Source organism: Corynebacterium sp. KPL2895 (assembly GCF_040225815.1).
In the GTDB taxonomy this organism is placed as follows: domain Bacteria; phylum Actinomycetota; class Actinomycetes; order Mycobacteriales; family Mycobacteriaceae; genus Corynebacterium; species Corynebacterium rhinophilum.
Genome location: NZ_JBEHFY010000034.1, coordinates 1 through 16869, shown reverse-complemented (window position 1 = coordinate 16869; position 16869 = coordinate 1). Strand labels below are relative to the sequence as shown.

General features: G+C 56.6%; 11 protein-coding genes and 3 pseudogenes. 7 read left to right on the top strand and 7 right to left on the bottom strand.

Annotated features, from left to right (window positions below):
* Window positions 1-85: 85 nt before the first annotated feature.
* The 3 genes from menD to ABRP95_RS11455 all read right to left on the bottom strand — a co-directional run bounded on the left by menD (window position 86) and on the right by ABRP95_RS11455 (window position 5054).
* Window positions 86-1708: a 2-succinyl-5-enolpyruvyl-6-hydroxy-3-cyclohexene-1-carboxylic-acid synthase gene (gene menD / locus ABRP95_RS11465; RefSeq protein WP_284785684.1), complete on the bottom strand. Its 1623-nt coding sequence runs from the start codon at window positions 1706-1708 to the stop codon at window positions 86-88.
* 102 nt (window positions 1709-1810) lie between these two features.
* The gene (locus tag ABRP95_RS11460) at window positions 1811-2563 is read right to left on the bottom strand and encodes a hypothetical protein (protein ID WP_023028246.1); all 753 of its coding nucleotides are present in this window, start codon (window positions 2561-2563) and stop codon (window positions 1811-1813) included.
* Window positions 2564-2639: 76 nt separating this feature from the next.
* Window positions 2640-5054 carry an excinuclease ABC subunit UvrA gene (locus ABRP95_RS11455; RefSeq protein ID WP_284636577.1) on the bottom strand — a complete coding sequence of 805 codons (2415 nt, stop codon included), beginning with the start codon at window positions 5052-5054 and terminating at the stop codon, window positions 2640-2642.
* A 262-nt stretch (window positions 5055-5316) separates the two neighbouring features.
* Here ABRP95_RS11455 and ABRP95_RS11450 point away from each other — a divergent pair, with 262 nt between their 5' ends.
* From ABRP95_RS11450 to ABRP95_RS11435, 4 genes and pseudogenes are all read left to right on the top strand, one after another.
* Window positions 5317-7296 (top strand): FAD/NAD(P)-binding protein, encoded by a 1980-nt coding sequence (locus ABRP95_RS11450; RefSeq protein ID WP_349839467.1) that lies wholly within the window; start codon window positions 5317-5319, stop codon window positions 7294-7296.
* 178 nt (window positions 7297-7474) lie between these two features.
* Window positions 7475-8693 (top strand): annotated as a pseudogene (locus ABRP95_RS11445) (IS3 family transposase).
* A gap of 327 nt (window positions 8694-9020) precedes the next feature.
* Window positions 9021-9638 (top strand): hypothetical protein, encoded by a 618-nt coding sequence (locus ABRP95_RS11440; RefSeq protein WP_023028242.1) that lies wholly within the window; start codon window positions 9021-9023, stop codon window positions 9636-9638.
* A gap of 12 nt (window positions 9639-9650) precedes the next feature.
* Window positions 9651-9785, top strand: a complete 135-nt coding sequence (locus ABRP95_RS11435) for a hypothetical protein (protein ID WP_023016690.1) — start codon at window positions 9651-9653, stop codon at window positions 9783-9785.
* Between the two features lie 223 nt (window positions 9786-10008).
* Here ABRP95_RS11435 and ABRP95_RS11430 read toward each other — a convergent pair whose 3' ends face one another.
* Together ABRP95_RS11430 and ABRP95_RS11425 are read right to left on the bottom strand one after the other, a co-directional pair.
* Window positions 10009-11217, bottom strand: a complete 1209-nt coding sequence (locus tag ABRP95_RS11430) for an IS110 family RNA-guided transposase (protein ID WP_349839466.1) — start codon at window positions 11215-11217, stop codon at window positions 10009-10011.
* Between the two features lie 480 nt (window positions 11218-11697).
* A pseudogene (locus ABRP95_RS11425) lies at window positions 11698-12906 on the bottom strand (IS110 family RNA-guided transposase).
* A gap of 202 nt (window positions 12907-13108) precedes the next feature.
* Here ABRP95_RS11425 and ABRP95_RS11420 point away from each other — a divergent pair.
* Window positions 13109-13492, top strand: a complete 384-nt coding sequence (locus ABRP95_RS11420) for a transposase (RefSeq protein ID WP_349839465.1) — start codon at window positions 13109-13111, stop codon at window positions 13490-13492.
* Window positions 13416-14452, top strand: a pseudogene (locus ABRP95_RS11415) (IS256 family transposase). The gene ABRP95_RS11420 and the pseudogene ABRP95_RS11415 overlap by 77 nt, the downstream one beginning before the upstream one ends.
* Here the strand turns inward: ABRP95_RS11415 and ABRP95_RS11410 are convergent.
* Complete coding sequence (locus tag ABRP95_RS11410; RefSeq protein ID WP_349837184.1) at window positions 14403-15011, bottom strand: ATP-grasp domain-containing protein; 609 nt, start codon at window positions 15009-15011, stop codon at window positions 14403-14405. The pseudogene ABRP95_RS11415 and the gene ABRP95_RS11410 overlap by 50 nt on opposite strands.
* 279 nt (window positions 15012-15290) lie before the next feature.
* On the bottom strand, window positions 15291-16202 hold the full coding sequence (locus tag ABRP95_RS11405) for a DMT family transporter (protein ID WP_234457548.1): 912 nt from the start codon (window positions 16200-16202) through the stop codon (window positions 15291-15293).
* Window positions 16203-16518: 316 nt separating this feature from the next.
* Here ABRP95_RS11405 and ABRP95_RS11400 point away from each other — a divergent pair, with 316 nt between their 5' ends.
* Window positions 16519-16821: a transposase gene (locus ABRP95_RS11400; RefSeq protein ID WP_349839464.1), complete on the top strand. Its 303-nt coding sequence runs from the start codon at window positions 16519-16521 to the stop codon at window positions 16819-16821.
* Window positions 16822-16869 lie beyond the last annotated feature (48 nt).

Genomic DNA, 16869 nt, shown 5'->3' with positions numbered 1-16869 from the left:
AGCCCACGATCAGCGCCACATAAATGGCCAACACGAGCTGGTGCAGCCGGCGCCGAAAAACCGCGGGCGTATAGCGCGGGGCCACTTACTGGCCCACCTTCTGCGTGAGCTTATCCTGCAGCGTCCGGCGCGTGGCACGGGTGGTCTGCGCCTCCACGATGGTGATGCCCGTGGAGTATTCCTTGAGCTCTGCCAGGGTATCCAGCAGCTCCTGCGGGGTGGTCACCAGGCGGTAGTCTGCGTCATAAGCCTCTGCCAGCTTGTCGATGCCCACCCCATGCGGCGTTCCAAAGGCCGGCTCGAAGGCATCGCGAAGCGCGGGCGCGCCTTGTTCCAGGGTTTCAAAAATGCCGCCGCCATTGTCATTGGCCACCACGATGGTGAGGTTTTCCGGCCGCGGCTGGTCCTCCGGGATCAACAGACCATTGGCATCGTGCAGGAAGGTCACATCCCCTACCAAAGCCATCACGCGTGGGGCGCGCCAATTGGTGGGATCCAGCGATTGCGTGGCCAGGGCGACGCCAATGGCTTGGGACACTGTGCCATCGATGCCGGCCACCCCGCGCGGGGCGTAGGTATCCACGCCGTCAAAGGGCATACCGATGAAGGAGGCATCGCGCACCGGATTCGAGGCGCCGAGGACCACCGCGTCATTGACCGCAAGCGTATCGCCTACCGCCGCCGCTACGTGCAGTCCGGTAAACCCGAGCTCTTCTTCCTCCAATGTTGCGCGCACGGCCTCGCTGGCCATGTCGGTCGCGCCCTCGCAAATCTTGAGCCACTCGCGGCTTGGCTCCCCGGTGACCTTGACGGTGGTGCCAAGGCGCGCGTTATCCCCGCGCTGGTTGGTAAAGTCCGCCGTGCGCGAGAGCACCACCAGGTCGATATCCGGGTCATTCATCAGCGCGAGCACGCCGCGGTGCAGCGTGGGGTGGCCCACCACGATGACCTGCTCAACCTTGGTATTGACCACGTAGTCATTCGCAGAGACCTGCGCCTTGCGGAAAATGTGCGCCGCGGCCGGGTGCACGGGGTGGAACGGTCCCGGCGCGGAGGGCTCCGCGATGGTCGGTACGTCTTCTAAGCCCTCGACCTCCCAGGCCTCATCGCCGGCGATGACGAGGGTATTTTTGCTCAAGTCCACAGCGACCTCGCCGTGGTCATAAAACCGTGGGGTGGCCGCGCGAGTGCCATCGCCGCCGACTCGTTCCGGCAGGCTATCTCCTACCAGCGGCGCGTCAAAGGCGATATTGATGTGCACCTGGAGATCGCACTCGAACCGCTCCGCAAGGGAGGCGATATCTTTGTGCTCATTGACCTGGGTGGTTTCTGCATAGACGCCAAAGATGCCGTCTTGCACGATGGTTTGGGAGGCGCCAGTGCCGATCAACCGCTCTGGGCGGTCCGCACTAATAATGGCGAGCGGGGTATGCGAATAGTGCGCCTCAACCATCGCGGGCAGCGTATTGGCCACGGCCGTGCCGGAGGTCATCACCACCCCGACGTGGCGGTGCTGCACGCGCGCCATGCCTAGGGCGGTAAACGCAGCGCCGCGCTCATCAATGCGCGTATGCACCCGGATATCCTCGCGCGCCAAGAGCGCAAGGGACAGCGGTGCGTTGCGGGATCCCGGGCACAGCACCACATCGGTAAGGTGGCGCGCCAATTGGGCGGCCACCTGTTCAGCCAGCTGCATCGATTCATTCATGCTGCCAGATTTTACCTACTGCGGCGCAGCGGCTGGGAATCGGCAAACGGCAATCCCGCCGCACCCTGCCGTGCCGCGCCGCCGCACCGCCGCTACTGCTGCCTAGCCTTGCTGCTGGTTGCCGCTATTGCCAAAGAGATCCCGCAAGAGGCGCTCCACGTCGAGGTCATCGCCTTCTTCCAGGCGGTCCTGGATTTCCGGTGGCAGCTCGGTAGGAATATCTTCTGGGAGTTCGTCTTGCAGCTTTGGCAGATTGCGCAAGCGCTCAGAAATGCCAGGACCGGCATCCTCGGTTTCGGTCACCGTGGTGGGCACCTGCGTGGTCGTGGTTTCCGTCACCGGTTCTGGCGCGGGCTTATCGGCATCGCTCGCGGCATTGCGCCACAAGAAGAACAGGGCGCCCGCTGCCAGGATGGCTACCACGGCGATGGCGGCAAAGACCCCGGCCATCCCGCCGTTTTTCTTTCCCCTACCGCGCTGATCCGGGTCATAGTCCGACGGCACCGGCTCATACTGCTGCTGGGCGTATTGTTGCTGGCCATACTGTTGCTGACCGTACTGCTGCTGGCCATATTGCCCGCCGGGCTGCTGATAGTTTTGTTGGTAATTCTGCTGGTAGTCGGCGCTTGCATCGAATTGCCGCGTCTCATTCTGCGGCTGCTGCGCGCCCGGGAAATACTGCTGCGGGCGCTGGTTGCGGGCATCACCGGCCGCGCTATCTGGAACGCGGCCTATCTGGCGCGTGGCATCCTCGGCCGGGCCAGACCACTGGCGGGTCTCGTCAGTGCCGCGGTCATCATTATGAGAGCCTTTTCGGCCATTGGAACCGTTTTCACCAAAGCCATTATTTGTCATGCCTACCAGATGTACATCATTTTCCTGTGAGTTCCCAGGGAATCTCCCAGATGCCAGCGTTGAACCAGGGAGGATGCTAGCTCTGGCGCTGACGTGCCCGCAGCGCCCTACCGGTCGCGGTATCTTCCGCGGCCAGCTGGCTTGGGGTGGCATCGGCGATAATCTGCCCGCCGTCTGCACCGGCGCCAGGGCCCATCTCAATGATGCGGTCCGCGCTCGCCAGAACGTTGAGATCGTGTTCGATGACGATCACGGTATGCCCGGCATCGACAAGCTTGTGCAACTCCGCATTGAGCAGGGCAATATCGGCCGGGTGCAGGCCGGTGGTGGGCTCATCCAGCATGTAGACCGTGTGCCCGCGCCGCGAATTGCGGGAGCGCTGCAGCTCCGTGGCGAGCTTGATGCGCTGCGCCTCACCGCCGGAAAGCTCCGGCGCGCCTTGTCCTAAGCGGAGGTAGCCCAGGCCCACGGCCTGCAGCGTGGCGATGGCGCGGTGAATCTTTGGTTCCTCGGCAAAGAACTCGGCGGCCTCATCCACGGTGAGCTCCAGCACCTCTGCGATGCTGCGCCCGTGCCAGGTCACCTCGAGGGTCTCATCGTTGAAGCGGGCACCACCACATTGCGGGCAGGTGGTATAGGAACCCGGCAAAAAGACCAGTTCTACCTCGATTTTTCCGGCGCCACCACAGGTGGGGCACTGACCCTGCTTGACGTTGTAGGAAAAGCGCGAGACCGTCCACTTGCGCTCCTTGGCCTCCGGGGTGGAGGCAAAGAGCTTGCGCACGTTATCGAAAAGGCCGGTATAGGTGGCCAGCGTGGACCGCGGGGTGCGGCCAATGGGTTTTTGGGAAATCTGCACCAGACGGGAGACCTTATCCAGGCCTTCTACCCCGGCAAGCGAGAACTCGTGGCCGGCTTCGTCTGCATCATCTTTATCCTCATCGGCCACGGCGGTGGCGGACTCCTTGAGGGTTTCTGCCAGCACGGTGCTCACCAGCGTCGATTTACCGGAGCCCGAAACACCAGCCACAGCGGTAAATTGCCCCAGCCCAAAGTCCACATCGAGCTCGTCGATGCTGCGCGCGGAAATGCCGCGCAGGCGGAGGTGGTTGGAGGGGGTGCGGGGGGCATCGGCAAGCGCGAGCTCACGCTGCGCCAAGGCGCGGGCGGTGGGGGTATCGGCGTCGTAGTCCTGGACCGGCCCGGAATAGACCACCTTGCCGCCACCCTCACCGGCGTAGGGGCCAACGTCCACGAGCCAATCCGCCTGGGCCACCAAATCCATATCGTGTTCCACGAGCAGCACCGAATTGCCGGCGGCGATGAACCGGCGGCACATCTCCAGCACCGCCCCGCGCTCATCGGGGTGCAGGCCAGCAGACGGCTCGTCCAGCACATACGCCACGCCGAAGAGGCCGGAACGCAGCTGGGCGGCGAGCCGGATGCGCTGCAATTCACCCGCCGAGAGGCTCTGGGTGGGCCGGTCCAGGCTCAGGTGCGCCAGCCCCAGCTCCAGGGCGGAGGTAAGCGCCGGCAGGACCTGCTTGAGCAGTAGATCCTCCGCGGAATTCTCCTCCGGCTCCTGCGCGCTGAGCACCTCATAGACCTGGTCCAGCGGCAGCGCGCCCAGCTTGTCGATGCTCATTCCCGCATACGTCACCTTGAGCGCCCGCGGGTTCAACCGCCGGCCGTGGCAGGTATCGCACTCGCGGGATTCCATGAAGGACAACGTGCGCTTGCGCAGCGATTCCGATTGGGTCTCCTGCAGCGTCTTGGTGAGGTAGCTGGCCACCGAGCGCCACGTGCCCTCATAATTGCGCTGAATCTGGTCCGCGCCGCGCAGCGGTTTTACGGTAACCACGGGGCGTTCTTCTGTAAATAGGATCCAGTCGCGGTCTTCCTGCGGCAGGTCTTGCCAGGGCGAATCCAGGTCATAGCCCAAGTTCATGAGGATATCGTGAAAATTCTTGCCCGCCCACGCACCGGGCCAAGCCTTAATGGCGCCTTCCTCAATGGACAAGGTGGGATCGGGCACCATCGATTGCTCGGTGGGCTCGTGCACCACGCCCGCACCTTGGCACTGCGGGCACATGCCCTCTGGGGTATTCGGCGAAAATGCATCCGAGTAGAGCCCCTCAGGGTTATCCCCGGCGCGCGAGTACAACAAGCGCACGCTATTAGATAGCGCGGAGACCGTGCCCACCGTGGAGCGCGCCCCGCCGCCGGAGGTGGATTGCTGCAGCGCCACCGTGGGCGGCAAGCCCTCCACCTGGCTTACCTGTGGGTCCACCGCGGAGCTAATGAGCCGGCGCGCAAACGGCGCCACCGATTCCAGGTAGCGGCGCTGCCCTTCCCCGTGGATGGTGCCAAAGGCCAGGGAGGACTTTCCGGAACCGGAGACTCCCGTCACCGCCACGAGTTGGCCGCGCGGCATATCCACATCGACGTTGCGCAGGTTGTGTAAGTGGGCATCGCGAACCTTGATTGTCATGACCACAATCCTACCCGCGCACCAGCTTCCTAAGGCAACGCTTCGGCCCGCCACCCCCGCCGCGCATTGCCTACCGATCTGTCTACCGCTCCGCCTGCCAAGAATTAATTTCACGCCCGCCCGGAGTGTTCCGGCTGGCGAGCGCGCCCTGCCGCCACCGAGCCACAGGCGGTGCATATTTAGCCAGCGCCCCAACTGATAGACTTCATTGTCTATTATGACGATTCTGCTTGGTCTATAAGCTAGAAGGTAGGGCTTCGCGTTGACCGATAACACTTCATCCATCGCGCTGATTGGACTTGGCCCCCGCGGCATTTCCGTCCTCGAGCGCCTCGTGGCACAACTCAATACCGTCTCTCACCCACCAGAAAAGTTGACGCTGCATCTCATCGATGACGCACAGCACGGCGGCGGCAAGATTTGGGATATCAACCAGCCCAAGTACCTGTGCATGAATACCTTCGCGCACGGCATGACGCTGTTTTCTGAGACCAACTCCACCGTGGAAGCCCCGGTGGTTGAAGGCCCCACCATCTACGAGTGGATCCGCCTGACGCTTGGCGATGCCAACGTGCCCGCCGGCGCCCGCGATTACGCCGCTGCCCACCCGCTCGATCCACAGGTGCTTGAGGAATTCGGCCGCGCAGAGCTGGAGAAATTGCGTCCCGAATCCTATTTGCCGCGCGCGCTCTACGGCCACTACATCCTGTGGGTCTTCCGCTCGGTCCTGCAGGACGTGCCGGAGTGGGTTGAGGTCAAGCAACACCACGCCCGCGTGGTGGATATTGAATCCCGCGATGGCGCGGATATTTTGTACCTCAATAACGACACCACCGTTGAAGCCGGCTCCACCTTGGCGGTCACGGGCTGGCAAAACCAGGGTTATACCGAAAACGAGCGGTGGATCCTTAAGACCTTGGAAGATAACCCCAGCCTGCGCTGGATTCGCGCTGATAATCCCATTGACCAGGGCGTTGACTCCATCGAGGACAATGAGAAAGTCCTCGTGCGCGGGCTTGGCATGGGCTTTTTCGATATCCTCATCCTGTCTACCGTGGGCCGCGGCGGTAAGTTCGTTGAGGATTCCTCCAAGCCTTGGGGCATGCGCTATGAGGCCACCGGCACCGAGCCCACCTTTGCGGCTGCTTCCCGGCGCGGCTATCCCTTCCTGCCGCAATCCGATGAAGGCTCCCTGCCACCGGCCGCGGAAATCCCGCGCCTGAAGAAGGTCGTCGCCGAGCTATCCCACCGCACGGGCGCGCGCTCCATCAACTATGACACCGAGGTGTGGCCGGCGGTTGCCCGCGATGCCTACCAGGCCTATATCGATTCCCTCGCCCGCGTCGAGCCGGAGAGCCTGCGCTCCTCCCGCGAGGAGATCATCGCTGCCCTCGATGCCACTCCGGTGGATGCGGGCGTGGCCTATAACGGCCTGGCTCAGCTCGATGAGGTCATTGCGCACCACACCACCAAGGATTTCAGCCTGTTGCGCTGGATGCACCTGCTCACGGAGGATTTTTCCAACCAGCAGGAGCTCACCGAGCACATCGTGCAGAGCCTGTGCGAGGACCTGGCAGAGGCCCAGAAGGGCCCGGATAGCCCGGTGCGCGCCGCCTTGTGGTCGGTCGGTTTCTCCCGCAAACCCACCCAGGTACTGGGCGCCGAGGGCCGCTATACCCTGGAGTCGCGCCACCACATGTTCGATAAGGCCATTTCCTTGGGTCAGACCACGTGCTCCGGCCCGCCGCCCTTCCGCACGCAGCAATTGCTGGCGCTTGTCGATGCCGGCATTGTCAGCTTCGTCGGCGGCAATCCCGTCTTGGGTACGAATGCCGACGCCGGCGAATGGACCATCAGCTCCAGCGCCTCTGGCGGCAAGCGCATTCCGGGCACGACGCTTCTCGATGCCTGGGTGCACAAGCCCGATATCCGCCGCACCCCGCACGATTCCTTCATGCACTCCCTCGTGGAATCCGGCCGCGTGCGCGCGTTTACGGAAACCGCCAGCGACGGCATCGAGGTACCTACCGGCTCGCCTGCCGAGGACCCCGATACCCGCCAGGTCCACAACGCCGACGGCACCGTGGATGAGCGCCTACACCTCGTAGGAATCCCCGCCCACGCCGAGTACCCAGATACCACCCTGGCCCCGCCCATTCCGGGCACGGATTCGTGGTTCATCCAGGAAGCCGATAAGGCCGCCGTGCACGCGGCCCAGGTAGCCCTCGCGGGGCAAGCGTAGCTATCAGCGAGGGGGCAGGCAACCGCCTGCCCATTACGCTGTTAGCAGTTCCGTTCGGAGGAGCCCAGGATTCATACTCCTAGCCCCATGCTGGGGCAGGTTATGTTTATCTGCGTTCGGACCTGACCCCCATTTGGTGGACACCCGATTAGTGCGGATTTTGTGTCCGTAAGAGAGGATGTTCATTGTGAGTCAACAACGCCAGAAGTACACACCTGAGTATCGACGTGAAGCCGCGAACCTGGTAATCGAATCGCAGCGCCCAATTGCTCATGTAGCCAAAGAAATTGGTGTCGCACCAGGTCTTTTAGGCCGATGGGTAAAAAATGAGCGTCAACGCCTAAGGATCCTCCGATGGATTAAGCGAGGCGGATCTTCGTGCTGAGAATGCTCGTCTGCGTCGTGAGCTGGCAGAAGCCAAGATGGATAACGAGTTTTTGTCACAAGCGACAGCCTTCTTCGCCGCGAAGCAACGCGAGCAGAAAAGTTCGAATTGATGCAGCAGAAGAAGGCTAGCTACAGCATCAAGCGCATGGCACGACCGTTAAAAGTGTCTCGGTCTGGATATTACAAATGGGCCCATATGCAGCAGAAACGCTTATCCGGTAAAGATGATCGGACATCTTTTTATGATGATGTTGATCGCAAGATTCATCAGATCTGAAAAAGACTCCGACGAGGTCTATGGTGCCCCGCGGATTACCGCAGAACTAGGTGAGCGCTACCAGATTAGTGTGAATCGCAAGACTGTGGCTAAGCGGATGCGCCTGATGGGTATTGAAGGGATTTCACCGCGTGCTTTTGTGCCGGTGACAACGATTCAATCTAAGCGTAAATCTGCTCTTCCTGACCTGGTCAAGCGCATGTTTGATACTGGTGGGCTCAACCGGGTGTGGATGTCAGATATTACTTATCTGCGCACTGGTGAAGGCTGGTTGTACTTATGTGTGGTTCGCGATGGTCATTCCCGCAGGGTGCTGGGCTGGGCTATGGATAGCGTGCAAGATACTTCCCTGGTCGAACGAGCACTTCGGATGGCGCATACGCTGCGCGGTGACGTTGCTGACGGTCTCGTGTTTCACGCCGACCGGGGAACGCAATTTACCAGCGAGCAGCTCTGGGAGGTGTGCCGCAACCTAGGGGTTGCCCAGTCTGTGGGGCGTACCGGGGTGTGTTTCGATAACGCGATGGCTGAGTCGTTCTGGTCGACGCTGAAAACCGAGTTCTACGACCGGAAGCGCTGGGCAACCCGCGCTGCTGCGCGTCAGGCTGTGGCTTACTGGATTGAGGTGGTCTACAACCGTCGGCGCCGGCACTCCGCCCTCGGGATGGTCAGCCCTGTCGATTTCGAAAACCACATCACCCAAACCAGAAACGAAGAAAAAATCGCTGCCTAACAACTAGGTAGCTCCACTACGTGTCCACGATTTGCGGGCAACCCCAATCAGGTGTCCACCAAATGGGGTCAGGTCCCGTCGAGACATAGATATAGCCCACCCGCTGCCCACATGAACCGGAATCTTTACTCGCCGACATCACACTCACTACTTTCTGCAAATCTAAAGTCTAGATCCCACTATGCAAGTGTAAAACAATGGCCGAAGTGGCCCTATTTTACAGCAAACATTCTGCCCCAAACCGGCGTAACAATAGGGTGTACCTTGTTCTTCACAAGCCTGACTCATTAATTTCAAAACTATGATAATTAACATAGGCATTAATCTATGTATCCAGGTGTAAAGCGCGCTATCCTAAAAGTGCTGGAAACAGCGACATCATCTTTCCCCAAGGAGTATAAAATGCATAAAGTAGCGAAAGGCCTAGCGGCAGCTTTTATTGCTGTATCTATGTCGACAGCTCAAACACCAGCGATGGCAGTCCAAGCCCCACCATCACAAACGTTCACAGAAACACGTGCAGTAAGTCAAAATCCTGCCGAAACTCCCGCTTTCCTCGGCGGCGAGCTTCATGGACTCACAACTCAAACACTGTCAGTTGATGAATACGGTGAAGTTACCGCAACCATCAATAATGACACCGGAGAAGTGACTACTACTTACCCTGACGGTTCAGCCAAAACAATCACCGCAGAGGAAAGCGCACAAGCACTTCGAGCTCGTCTTAATGAAGCAAGCCCAGAACAGATCGCCGGCCTACAGGCTTCCATGGAAGAGCGCATCTCCAAAGAACAGGTATGCCCTTACGTTGTTGGCCTAGTCGGTGCAGGACATGCTGCATCTTGGGGCAAAGTACTAGCTCTAGCAGCTGTCAACCCCGCGATTGCTGGACTAGCATTTGCAGGTGAAACCGTATTCTGGACATGGGTATCTACCCACTGCTAAAAGGAGAACCTCATGCCACTGTGGATCATCGCAATTGTAGTTTTTGCTGGGGGCAGCATTGGCTATGCCCTTGGTCTAAAAAAGCGAATGGAAGATAATCCAAAGCTCCAAGGAAAAGGCCTTCGAGTTTTGTTTTCAAATAAGTAGAATATTACATTCGCTCCGGTTCGTCACTCATCCGAGTAGGCGAACCGGATTTTTATCAGACTTAACACGTCAAATAGGGGGGTGTTCCTATATAGTTTGTCAATCTCGCGGGTGGGGTGGACGGGGGCGGATCCCTAACTCGGGATTTTTAGGTGTGTTGTTTTTGCGCGCGACTGGTAGCCGACTGGGATTTTTCCCAGTCGGCTTGTTTCGTTGTTAGGGGTTAGGCTGCTGCGGCTTCCTTTGCTGGGGCGGGGTCGCGGTAATACTCGTGGTTGCGCATCATGGCGTAGAGGACGTTGATTCGTCTGCGGGCAAGTGCTACGACTGCGGCGTTGTGTCGCTTGCCTTCCTTGCGCTTTCGTTCATAGAATTGGCGTGAACGCTCGTGGAATCTGATGGATGCAAAAGATGATTGCCATAGGGCGTTCTTTAATTTTTTGTTGCCGGCTCTATTCAGCGAATTCGACATTATTGAAGTGCCTGACTGGTTTGTCCGGGGCGATAGCCCAGCATATGAGGCCAAATGTCTAGGTGTTGGAAAGTCGGACATATCGCCCGCGGTCATGAGGATTTGTGCTGCTGTTTTCGGGCCGATTCCTGGCATGGATAGCAGGATTTGTGTGTGGGGAATGTCGTCGATGAGGTCGATGACTTCCTTTTCGATGTCCTTGCGGTGCTCAAGCTTGGCAAGTGCGTCTTTTGCTGACATTGCTACGCCCATTTCGGCATAGTGTGCACCGGCAATGGATACTGTTTGCTCAGCAATGGCAGCGAATATCGCATCGATAACTGGCTCGGGATTACGCGCTTTATGGCGGCGGGCGAAAGCTATAGTTTTTGTTTTACCGAGGCGTTTGATTTTCGTTGGCCCGCCGTAGCGGGCAAGCAGATGAAGGACCCATTTGCGGTGGAATATTTGGCCGCGAATGGCCTGCTCGAATTGCGGGTAGCAACCAACAAGTGCGCTTCGAATCTGGTTGATGAGCCTGGTGTAGGAGCGTGCTAAGTCTTCGTCGATGCCGTTGAGGACTTTCAACTGGAGGAAGGCTTCTTCGACGCGGTCGACACTGCGAAGGGATTCTGGAAGGTTCTTTGCAGCGTGGGCGATGATGTAGGCATCCCGGATATCAGTTTTGGCGTTTCCGGCATGGATGCGTGAGAGCTGACGCATTGCCAAGCCGGGAAGATAGCGCACATCAATTCCAAGGTCTTGGGCTACCGCGACAGTAAGTCGGCCAATGTTATTAGGCTGGTCAACAACGACAAGGACCTTGTTGTTACCAGAGTAGAAATTCGAAAAGAGCGCGCGTAAAGCCTGCTCGTTTTGATTGATTCGTTTGGACAGGACCTGGGCGCCGTCGATATCTAAGACGCAGGCGTGGTGGAAGTATTTTCCAACATCCATTCCGATGACATAGTCGTAGGTCATGCCAGACCTCCTAGCGAGTTTAATGAGTATGGGACTTCTTTCATCGCTGGTGGTCGGACATACTTCACGCTGGCATCCACATTACTTTGAGACCTCACACACTTGATGTGGGTCAGGTTCCTATTAGCAGTTTGGAGTATGTCACTGCCTTCGGCGGCATCACCCCCTGGATCATTATCAGACAGGGACGAAAATAAGCCATACCGAAGCCAGCGACTAGTTCCACTGCTCCTCAAAAGAAAAGCAAAAGGAACGCAGACAAACATAACCTGCCCCTGCACAGGGGCAGAGTTACGAATCCTGGGTGACCTCAAGCGGAACTGATAACAACGTAATGGGTGTTCCTATATAGTTTGTCAACCTCGCGGGTGGATTAGCCGGGGTTGATTTTTCAGCCGGGGTTGTTTGGCCGTGTTGTTTTCGGGCATGACAGCTAGCCGACTGGGATTTTACCCGGTCGGCTGTCTTTGCTCTTAGTGTCTAGGCTGCTAGGTCTTCCTGTAATGGTGCGGGATCGTGGTAGCACTCGTGGTTGCGCATCATGGCGTAGAGGACGGTGAGTCGTCTGCGGGCTAGTGCTACGACTGCGGCGTTATGTCTCTTGCCTTCACGGCGCTTTCGTTCATAGAATTGCCGGGAACGCTCGTGGAATCTGATGGATGCAAAAGATGATTGCCATAGGGCGTTCTTTAATTTTTTATTGCCGGCTCGGTTCAGTGAGTTCGACATGATCGAGGTTCCGGATTGATTCGTTCGGGGCGATAAGCCAGCGTAAGAGGCTAGGTGCCCAGCTGACGGAAAGTCGGACATGTCGTCTGCGGTCATGAGAATTTGTGCTGCCGTCTTTGGTCCGATTCCCGGCATGGATAGCAGGATTTGAGTGTGGGGGATGTCGTTGATGAGCCTGATGACTTCCTACTCGATTTGTTTGCGGTGCTCGAGCTTTAAAAGTGCGTCCTTTGCTGACATTGCTACGCCCATTTCTGCATAGTGTGCACCGGCAATGGTGACTGTTTGCTCAGCAATGGCAGCGAATATGGCATCGAGGACAGGTTCGGGGTTGCGTGCCTTATAGCGTCGAGCAAAGGCAGCTGCCTTGGCCTTGCCTAAGCGTTTTATCTTGGTGGGCCCGCCGTAGCGTGCAAGTAGGTGTAGAACCCACTTGCGGTGGATTATCTGACCGCGAAGGGCTTGTTCGAATTGCGGGTAGCAGCCTACTAGCGCACTTCGAATCTGGTTGATGAGCCTGGTGTAGGAGCGTGCTAGGTCTTCGTCGATACCGTTGAGGACCTTCAATTGGAGGAAGGCTTCTTGGACGCGGTCGACGCTGCGGAGGGATTCCGGAAGGTTCTTTGCAGCGTGGGCGATGATATAGGCGTCCCGGATATCAGTTTTGGCATTACCAGCGTGGATGCGTGAGAGTTGACGCATAGCCAAACCAGGAAGGTAGCGCACGTCGATTCCGATATCTTGAGCAACCGCGACAGTTAGTCGACCAATGTTATTTGGCTGGTCTACGACGACAAGGACCTTGTGGTCGTGTGCGCTGAACGTTGAAAAGAGTGTGCGCAGGGATTTTTCGTTTTGGTTGATGCGCTTAGATAGCACCTGGGCGCCGTCGATATCTAAGACGCAGGCGTGGTGGAAGTATTTGCCAACATCCATGCCGATGACATAGTCGTAGGTCATGCCAGACCTCCTAGCGAGTTGAATGAGTATGGGACTTCTTTCATCGCTGGTGGTCGGACATACTTCACGCTGGCATCCACATTACTTTGAGACCTCGCACATTCTGTGCGGGTCAGGTTCCTATTAGCAGTCTGGAGTATGTCACGAGAGTGTCTAATGGTTTGTGTGTAGGTTCCCAACCTGCATAAGGAGATAAGCCAGAATGACTAGTGTGGCACGACGAGATCCGGCTGATAAGGCCAAGATTGATGCGATTGAAAAGAAGCTTCTTGCTAACCCTGAAATCGCGAAACTTATTGATGAGCTAGGCACGTCCACCACGGATGCTAATGACCTGGTTCGCGGTATGTTGCAAGCTTCAATTACCCGCGGGCTGAACGCGGAAATGGATACTCACCTGGGCTATGCATCCGGTGATAGAGCAGCTAAAGCTAGTGCTGGAACGGATAATTATCGCAATGGGACGTATCCGAAAACCGTAGATTCTAATTACGGTCCAGTAAGCATTGATGTTCCACGAGATAGAAACGGCACGTTTTTCTCCTACGATGGTGCCCAAAGGCTCGAGGAGATTGACCGACGTTGATGACATGATTGTCAGCTTGTATGCCGGTGGGATGACCATTCGGGATATCCAGCATCACATGGCTACTGCCCTGCGGGTAGATATTTCTCATGAAACAATCTCTGCAGTAACTGATGCCGTCGGCGATGAGGTTATGGTCTGGCAAAACCGCCAGCTAGATGAGTTCTACCCCGTTATCTTCCTGGATGCGTTACGCATTAAAGTCCGCGATGGTGGCCGAGTGGTCAACAAATCCGCGTACATGGCAATTGGTGTGGATCTTGACGGTATTAAGCACATTTTGGGCCTATGGATTGCCAAAGAAGAAGGCGCTTCATTTTGGGCGCAGGTATGTGCCAATCTTTCTAACCGTGGGGTCAAAGACGTCTTTATTGTCTGCTGTGACGGGCTGAAAGGCTTGCCAGAAGCAGTAGAGGCAACGTGGTCGAACTCTATGGTGCACACCTGTATCGTGCACCTGATTCGCGCAGCTAACCGATGGGTAGCCTACGGGGATCGCCGAGGCGTATCGGCCGCGTTGAAAAAGATTTACACCGCTGCAGACGAATCCACAGCTCAGGTTGCTTTAGACGAATTTGAAGCCTCTGAATTAGGAGAAAAGTATCCCCGCTCAGTCAAGGTCTGGCGGGATGCTTGGGCGCGTTTGTACCGTTTCTGCAGTTCCCGCCAGCAGCCAGGAAGGTAATCTATACGACGAATTCGATTGAATCATTCAACAATGAACTGCGTAAAGCTACCCGCAACAGGGTGCAGTTCACCAACGATGAATCAGCGCTGAAAACGCTGTGGTTGATGATCTGCAATATTGAAGACAGACGAGCTGCCAAGAGGGCGAAGCAGGGCAAACGGGCCTCAGCGACAGCCGGCAGACTCGTGGAAGGAGCACGAGTATCCGGCTGGAAACAAGCCATCAACCAAATGGCCGTGGCCTTTCCCGACCGCTTCGACAAATACCTATAGTCCGACCCCACACACAAACAACTTGACACGCTCTACAGCGACCGTTGTATTCAATAAGTACCCACTGCCCCTTAGACCACCTCAGTTCCACGTGGGAGGCTCCGAAGTTTACTTCCAGAGCGTCAAGGAGCGATAAGGTATATTCCACGGCACCGGAATAGTGGTTGTCCTCCGGTCCTACTGTGATAGCTGAATATATGTGGGGAGCTCCAGATTCCTCCGTAAGTCCGTATCGGAAAACTTCGGTCACAATATGACGCCCTTCGGCTGTCACCGTGTTCACAAAATATTGAGGTCCGTCTACGTACTCCTGAAGAACCACGGAGGGTGATTTTTCTCCTAGCAAAGTCGTAGAATTTTGAATGGTAGTAATCGCCTGAAGAGTCTCGGGTTCTGTTTTGCAGAAATAGACATGGTCACTGCCCCCGCTTCCCACAGGCTTGACAACACAATCCTTGACCAGGGACGGGTCTAGATAAAGGCTGTCTTGTGCAGAAGCGGAGGATAGGGTAACAGACCTTGGGGCACGCAGTCCATATTGGTGAGCAACTTCAATCATTCCTTGCTTATGGCGACGGTGCCAGATCTTCTCTCTACCGTTATGCGGTAGTCCTAACTCAGCTGAAACCCACTCAGCTATGGATACTCCTGATTCGCTTCCCGGCACAACAAGGTCAAATTTTTCTTGGCTACATTCCCGGAGTAGGGCCAGGGCCCATGGATCGGAAATGCTCCCGTCTTCGTTAGCTGAGATGGCATACGGCGGGTTAGCAGTAGCAACCTCTACGTCCCTTTTTGGCGCAGGGTTGCCACCAGATCGGCGCCACTTGAAGAATCATCAACTACTAATATTTTCATTTTTCCGTGTTCCCCACATTGCTTGGCTTATGGTTATTGCCACAATGAGCATCAACAAAGTTAACTGAATTGGTTCGACTTGAGAGCCCAATGCCACCTCGGTAGCCATCACCACGGCCGGAAGGGCCGCGATGATCAGTGCCGAGATGAAAGGCGGCGCTAAGGTAATTCCCCACTGCAAGAGCAGGATAGGAAAAGTAATGCACATCACCGATAGCAGGACGATTGACAGGGTAGAGCCTCGAAGCATCTCCGCTTCCACGGAAAAGAAAGCCACGAGACCGCTAATAATCCAAGCTAAGTGAAACCTCACTGCTGCAATCGTGAGAACGCTGTTCCCTTGTTCAGTAGCCCAGCGCGAGGAGTAAAGCACTCCTACCGCAGAAATTCCTGCGCCTACAGCTAGAGCGAAACCCAGATAAGACTGGGGTGAACTGCTTCCCGTTCCTAGGAAGAAAAAACATAGAGCCAGAACCACTACTGCAGTTGTTGACACCAATGAACTGCTGAGCCTTCTGGCCGACCAAGTCATTATTACTGCGACAATAAAAGGGCCGACTCCTGTTTCGATGACACTTGCTGCAGTGGACTGCATCAAAGTAGTGGAAACATAGAATAAGCAGAAAGCGCCCGCAGTAAACAGATTGAGGCTTGCTGCAGTTATCATTTTCATGGGGGGATGCGGTGTTTCCGTAGCTCGGTATTTTCTACGATAAAACGCTAAATAGACCACTGTGGAGATAATCGCCGCGATAAGAAACGCTGAAAACGTAGTAAAAGTAGATAGCTCTGGGTCTACTTGGGCTCCGACTATCGCAGTGCCGATTCCTTGCCATAGGACAGCTAGGGCTACGATAACCGCCCCTACACCTGGTTTATTGGACTGGATCATAAAACCTTACCCTCAAAATCCGTAAAGTTAACTTAATAGGTGCTGTTGCAAAGTTGGGCGGAGAGCAGCGAAGACTCAGTTTCTCATTCCCTGATGGCCGCTGCGTGTGGGCGTTGTTAGGCCATCTCGAAGATGAAGTGCCCCGAGTTTTGTTCCTAGGCATTTGCCTTGATTTCTATTATTCCCTGTTGCGGGGTCTTCTTCCAAAATTCGGTTTCCACCTCGGCTGGGGTTGGTCTGGGCTGGATTAAATAGACCATGTGGTTTGATCGTGTCTTCCGTGACAGCCCCTTGTTGGGCGGGAAGACTGATAATCATGAAGAAGTTTTCAAAACACACTCCTGAGCAGATCGTGGCCAAGCTTGATAAAGCCCGATCCATGAAGGCCTCGGGTAGTACCGTAGCCGAAGTCTGCCGCGACCTCGGTGTTAGCGAGGCAACCTACCGTCGCTGGGTCAAGCAGTACGGCGAGATGTCCCGCAGCGAAGCCTGCCGCTTTAAAGAACTGCAGGAAGAAAACGCCAAGCTTACCCGCCTACTCGGAGAAGCCGAGCTGGAAAAACCGCTACTAAAAGGAGCATGCGGAGGCAAAAATTCTGACCCCGGCACGCAAATATGAAGCCATTGATTACGCTGTATCCGTGGGCTATTCGGTGCGCTTTGCCTG

Bases quoted from the DNA above. Each gene is read 5' to 3' on its own strand.
- ABRP95_RS11405 (WP_234457548.1), bottom strand. From the start codon at position 16,202: ATGATCCAGTCCAATAAACCAGGTGTAGGGGCGGTTATCGTAGCCCTA.
- ABRP95_RS11455 (WP_284636577.1), bottom strand. From the start codon at position 5,054: ATGACAATCAAGGTTCGCGATGCCCACTTACACAACCTGCGCAACGTC.
- menD (WP_284785684.1), bottom strand. From the start codon at position 1,708: ATGAATGAATCGATGCAGCTGGCTGAACAGGTGGCCGCCCAATTGGCG.
- ABRP95_RS11410 (WP_349837184.1), bottom strand. From the start codon at position 15,011: ATGATTGAAGTTGCTCACCAATATGGACTGCGTGCCCCAAGGTCTGTT.
- ABRP95_RS11435 (WP_023016690.1), top strand. From the start codon at position 9,651: ATGCCACTGTGGATCATCGCAATTGTAGTTTTTGCTGGGGGCAGCATT.
- ABRP95_RS11460 (WP_023028246.1), bottom strand. From the start codon at position 2,563: ATGACAAATAATGGCTTTGGTGAAAACGGTTCCAATGGCCGAAAAGGC.
- ABRP95_RS11400 (WP_349839464.1), top strand. From the start codon at position 16,519: ATGAAGAAGTTTTCAAAACACACTCCTGAGCAGATCGTGGCCAAGCTT.
- ABRP95_RS11430 (WP_349839466.1), bottom strand. From the start codon at position 11,217: ATGACCTACGACTATGTCATCGGAATGGATGTTGGAAAATACTTCCAC.
- ABRP95_RS11420 (WP_349839465.1), top strand. From the start codon at position 13,109: ATGACTAGTGTGGCACGACGAGATCCGGCTGATAAGGCCAAGATTGAT.
- ABRP95_RS11440 (WP_023028242.1), top strand. From the start codon at position 9,021: ATGTATCCAGGTGTAAAGCGCGCTATCCTAAAAGTGCTGGAAACAGCG.